Origin of the sequence: Vibrio sp. FF266 (assembly GCF_041439695.1) — a bacterium.
GTDB lineage: Bacteria > Pseudomonadota > Gammaproteobacteria > Enterobacterales > Vibrionaceae > Vibrio > Vibrio tasmaniensis_A.
Genome location: NZ_JBGOOO010000083.1, coordinates 1 through 4,588 on the forward strand (window position 1 = coordinate 1; position 4,588 = coordinate 4,588).

A 4,588-nucleotide genomic window follows, 5' to 3' on the forward strand; every position below is an offset into this window, starting at 1 on the left:
GGTTAGGTATGCCTGAAACTTGCTGTATTGACTAAGAAACGCACGAAATGGGGCTACTCTGTCTCTAACTGAATTACGCGACAAAGCCGTTATTAAACTCACTTTTTGGTCTACTGACACGCCTTTTTACAGTAAATAAGTAAACAATATGAGTCAGCAATATATAAAAGTAGTTGAAATGCTTTGCCAAGAGCTCGGTCTAGAGGCAGCAAACACTGAAACGAATAATGTGACAAGCATTAAAGTAGGAGAGCAAGAGTGCCACATTACCGAACACCCAAGTGGACGTTTGATGATGTTAAGTAATTTAGGTGAACTCAACAAAAACAATGCTCAGGTTTTGCTTGAAATGAATATGTTTAGCCAAGATGAGAAAAAACCAGTTGTTGGCTTTGATAATAAAAGTAATAACCTCATTCTTTGGAATCATCAGCCTATCGTTCAAGCCGATCGGTACACGGTATATCAACAATTGGAATTGCTCAGCCAATACTATGAACAAATAACCTCTCTAGCTAACAATATAGAATCAAAATCTATCGACAAAGAATCACATTTTTACCCTACAACTTTTCGCGTTTAATTGTATTAACCTAATAAACTGCAGGGAGCTGAAATACTATTACAGCTAGCGGTCTGCTCTCAACTTGCTTCACACGCAAGTTGATTACAGTATTCCCTAGTCACATCGGGATGCTTGGTTCAGGAAGAGCTACTTGGTTTGAAGGCGAGGCAACAATTCTTGCTCCATTGGTACTACATCAAGAATTATTAACAAAGTATGTAAACAAAGACAACTAGCCCTTTGAGAGTGTGTCACTGAATCAGTTTCATCATCAACGTTTTGTTCAGGACTGATTTAGGAAATCCGAAAGGGACTTATCAGTACCAAGGAAGATGAATAAAGCTGCATGGAATAAAGATTACAGAGCCTCCGTTCTGTTTACATCAGATTAACAAAGTACATTCGTGCCCTTATTGAGACCATAAAAGGAATAGAATCACGCTTAAGAAGCGCGAATGCCGAAGAACTGCGTATTTTGGTAATTGCGATCTGACTGAACCTTACGTAATATATAAAAAATATCAACCAATAATAATATAAAAAACACCTGTTTAACCTATAATAACTATTAACATTTAATGAAAGGACTGTTTTTATGTCAGTACGCCAAATTGTAGATGAGGTTCTGATGGAGTTTTCTCGTCGAGTAGGCTTGCCTGAATTACATTTGACTGAAGACGAACTGGGGTTAGCTTTTGACGATAAGTTAAGAGTGCATTTAATTTTTCACTCTAAAATAGAAACACTTCAACTAGAAGTAGAGATTGTTGACCTACAAATTGTTAATTCTGATCTTTATCGTTCTTTTTTGTCATTCAACTATCACTGGTCTGAACATCAACTATTTTTTAGTCTAGATAATCACAGGCACAAGCTGTGTTTAAACAGGTTGCTTCGTGCCGAAAAACTCGACTATGAGCTGTTTGAGAGTGGACTTGCTGAACTGCTCACACAGAGCGAATCTTGGGAGTCCTTGTTGTCTGCTCATGTCGTAACAGAAGTTTCACCGTCTATGCTTCAGAGCTCAGACTTAAGAGTTTAGGTACCTTATGTCCAACGACATCAAACCAAAAATAAATGATATATATTTCAATAACTTAGAGAGCAAAGGACAACCTCCCCTCGCAACGCAAGGCACCTTTCTGGGGCGAACCGTTGTACAGACTAGTCCTGGAGAGCGAGAGGCGAATCGAGCCAACTCCAAACTGGAGTTAAGTGAGTTGTTGTCGATGCATGCGAATGTGGAAATTTATAACTCAATCTTAAGCTTCGAAAAAGACCCTCATTCTGTACAAGCCTTATTGAATAGAAAAATCCAAGTGATCAGTCAGTCTCAATAAAAACGACCATAAATCGAAATCGGCCCTAGTTTTGAGCCTTGTGTAACTATCCTCAACTTGTGCGTTGTAATGACACAGAGTTAAAGCGGTACTAATAGCTGTAGCACACAATACACGCTGTTTCAGATAGTGGACACTTGTGATAGTCAAATTTTTGCTTCCCGTTTTTTTGAGCCGTGAAGCTTAGGTAGCCAAAGATTCAGCACTACTTAGACGCCTATCTTTGTAGGGGAAAGGTAATCCTCATTGTTTACATGCGTTGCCGGAGGAGAATAACTCCATCTATAAAGCCGTTTAAAAAACTTCTTACTCTCATCACCTTCTAATATTGTTTAAAATCAATGCATACATAGATATAATGACGATTTATGCCATAACTAAAGCTGTTTTACGATAAATGCGACGTTGTTGTTTAATTCAGTTAAGAAAAAGAGTTATTTTAACACACTTCTATCGATTTGACCTTCAAACTTAAATTGCAGACACCACCTTAGTTGGTGGTATCTGCGTTAGTTATTATATGTTCAGAAAATCAACTATTAGACGCTCGCCTCTCATTTGCCCTACAACACCAGACTACATAAAAATTTGCGTTTTTATATTTATTTCTACTTCAAAACTTCCGCAATATCCGCTGTACCGTTTAAGTAAATAATTGGCACTCCAAGTTTTTGGGCTAGGGGCTCAGCATGCTGCTTGAATAACTCGTACTTATCATTTTTGGATAACAACGTTTCTCCTTTCCAATCGGCTAAATCTTGGTGAGAGGCTGTTGGGGCGCTGTCGTTGAGGAAAAACCCTGCTATTTCCACCTTCTCGGTTGCCTTCTGCCCCTCGTGGAGATTTACACCTCCAGACGTACAGATAAGAATTTCATTGCGCATCCCATAGGTTTTCTTCAGGACTTCACTTGGAGTGTTGGTATGCCTTTGATGTCGCGGTAATTCCTTTTTTGCTAGTAACCCTGTACGTTCATAGTCAGGCATTGCCTCATAGCGGGTCTTTGTAGCGTTCTTATCTGAGACGTTGACAAGATCTTCAGTCCGATCAAGAAGACCAATGTTGGTTTCCGACATCAGATCGTTTGGACTAGCGGCAATAACATTTTGTTCCGGAACTTTCAGAATTACACCAACGGAGCCATAAGTGAAAGTCTTGCTCTGGTTTACGATACTAGTGCATGCTACATCCCAGGAGGTTAGCGCACTTTCTGCATCAATACTAAAAACGCCCTTCCCTTCCATCAAGTGAGTTATTGGTGCGGTGTGGACAATAAACTGAAAATCTTGTTTTGACTGGTGCCCACGCACTCCCATTTCACCACTTACTACTGTAGGATCTGTAAAACCTCCACTATCCCACGAGCGCACAAAGTTTTCCTGAACTGCTGGGTTATCGGCTTTTTGGTGTAACGCTGCGGTCAGCTTTTTAGCATCTGAGGATGAAGCTCCTTGACCATGTAATGCTTTGATGAAACCTTCTTTCATCCGGCTTATCAAGCCCCCCTTGTTCTGTCTGATTACATGCATATCTCGAATTTCGAACTGTCGTCCGTCATCAAGAGTAAAACCTCCCTTCGCTTGTTCTTTGTTCATTGCTGTCATTGCTGTCATTGCTTCATCCATACTTATCGTGATAGCAGTTTTTTCTCCTGTGGTGGGTTGTTTCAGTGTAGGTCCTGTTGGCGCGATATCCTGCAGTAGTTTAGCTTTGTCAGGCTGAACCTTTAGTTCATATGGACTCTTGGTATGAGTTGAAGTGTTTGTGACATTAGTCGTTTGAACTGGATTCAATCCAATAGGCATGAATATTTATCCTTTTATAAGCTGTTGAGAATAAGGCATGGTTACTTCATTTATCGGTTCTGATACCGAACTAAATTGAGTTCTAAGAGTACTCATAAGCACAATGAAGTTGTTCATCGTGTTCTCAAAGTCGATTTCATCGCAATCAACTAAGCTAAGCTCATGAATGAGAAGCAGTTTATTTTGATGCGTCGCTAACCAACAACGTTTCATCGTATCCTGTTGTCCGTTCAGTACCATACTGCTGCGGAGTATATACAATTCATCCTTCATAGAAATATCCGTTATCTCACCATGAAGTAGAAGCTCCTGTCCATCTTCAGAGAGTTGGACCAGGAGGGAATGAGCCTCGTCTACCCGCATATGGCACCGACGGTCAATTAGAGTTAGCTGCTCGTTGATATTTCTCAGCCAGTATTTGACATTACTTTCTCTGTCCATTTTATCCTGTTCAATTTGTCATGGTTTTACCACTTAGATTAACGTGCAACAAAAAAACGGCAATCATATGTAGCCGTTATTTTTTATGTTTCTACGGGAACAGTTTCGATGGTCTCCGTAAAATGGTCGGAAATAGCATTTTCACCCTCAAATTACATCATCTTAATTATGTTTATCTAATTGAATTTTGTATACTTTTTTAAAGTTTTGGTAAATGATTATAATTTGCTTAGCCAGCCAAAAGCGAGACCCAATTCCATAGGCATTGGAACGTAAATGAGTTGGTTAAGTGGTAAGATTAGCTTTGTTTCGCAATTCAGTGGAACTAAATTAAGAATCTACGACCTGAGCAGCTACCACCACTCTCTCTCGTAGCCCTATGCCTAAACCTCGTTATAAAACAACCAACTGGAAGCAAAATACAATCAATAACTCAT

Annotated in this window: 5 protein-coding genes and 1 pseudogene; 4 read left to right on the plus strand and 2 right to left on the minus strand. The window is 39.6% G+C overall.

Annotation, left to right across the window (positions count from 1 at the left end; all coding sequences use genetic code 11):
• Window positions 1-148 precede the first annotated feature (148 nt).
• The 4 genes and pseudogenes from ACED59_RS24070 (at window position 149) to exsE2 (ending at window position 1,905) form a co-directional block, all read left to right on the plus strand.
• Window positions 149-583, plus strand: coding sequence for a CesT family type III secretion system chaperone (locus ACED59_RS24070; RefSeq protein ID WP_017098094.1), 435 nt, complete (start codon window positions 149-151; stop codon window positions 581-583).
• A 254-nt stretch (window positions 584-837) separates the two neighbouring features.
• A pseudogene (locus tag ACED59_RS24075) lies at window positions 838-957 on the plus strand (ISAs1 family transposase); the annotation flags it as partial.
• A 203-nt stretch (window positions 958-1,160) separates the two neighbouring features.
• Window positions 1,161-1,607: a type III secretion system chaperone gene (locus ACED59_RS24080; protein ID WP_371705182.1), complete on the plus strand. Its 447-nt coding sequence runs from the start codon at window positions 1,161-1,163 to the stop codon at window positions 1,605-1,607.
• Window positions 1,608-1,614: 7 nt separating this feature from the next.
• The gene (gene exsE2 / locus ACED59_RS24085; RefSeq protein ID WP_017098096.1) at window positions 1,615-1,905 is read left to right on the plus strand and encodes a T3SS regulon translocated regulator ExsE2; all 291 of its coding nucleotides are present in this window, start codon (window positions 1,615-1,617) and stop codon (window positions 1,903-1,905) included.
• A gap of 608 nt (window positions 1,906-2,513) precedes the next feature.
• Here exsE2 and ACED59_RS24090 read toward each other — a convergent pair.
• Together ACED59_RS24090 and ACED59_RS24095 are read right to left on the minus strand one after the other, a co-directional pair.
• A complete protein-coding gene (locus ACED59_RS24090; RefSeq protein WP_017098097.1) occupies window positions 2,514-3,710 on the minus strand; it encodes a hypothetical protein in 1,197 nt (398 codons plus the stop codon).
• Window positions 3,711-3,716: 6 nt separating this feature from the next.
• A complete protein-coding gene (locus tag ACED59_RS24095; RefSeq protein ID WP_017098098.1) occupies window positions 3,717-4,151 on the minus strand; it encodes a CesT family type III secretion system chaperone in 435 nt (144 codons plus the stop codon).
• Window positions 4,152-4,588: the final 437 nt, after the last annotated feature.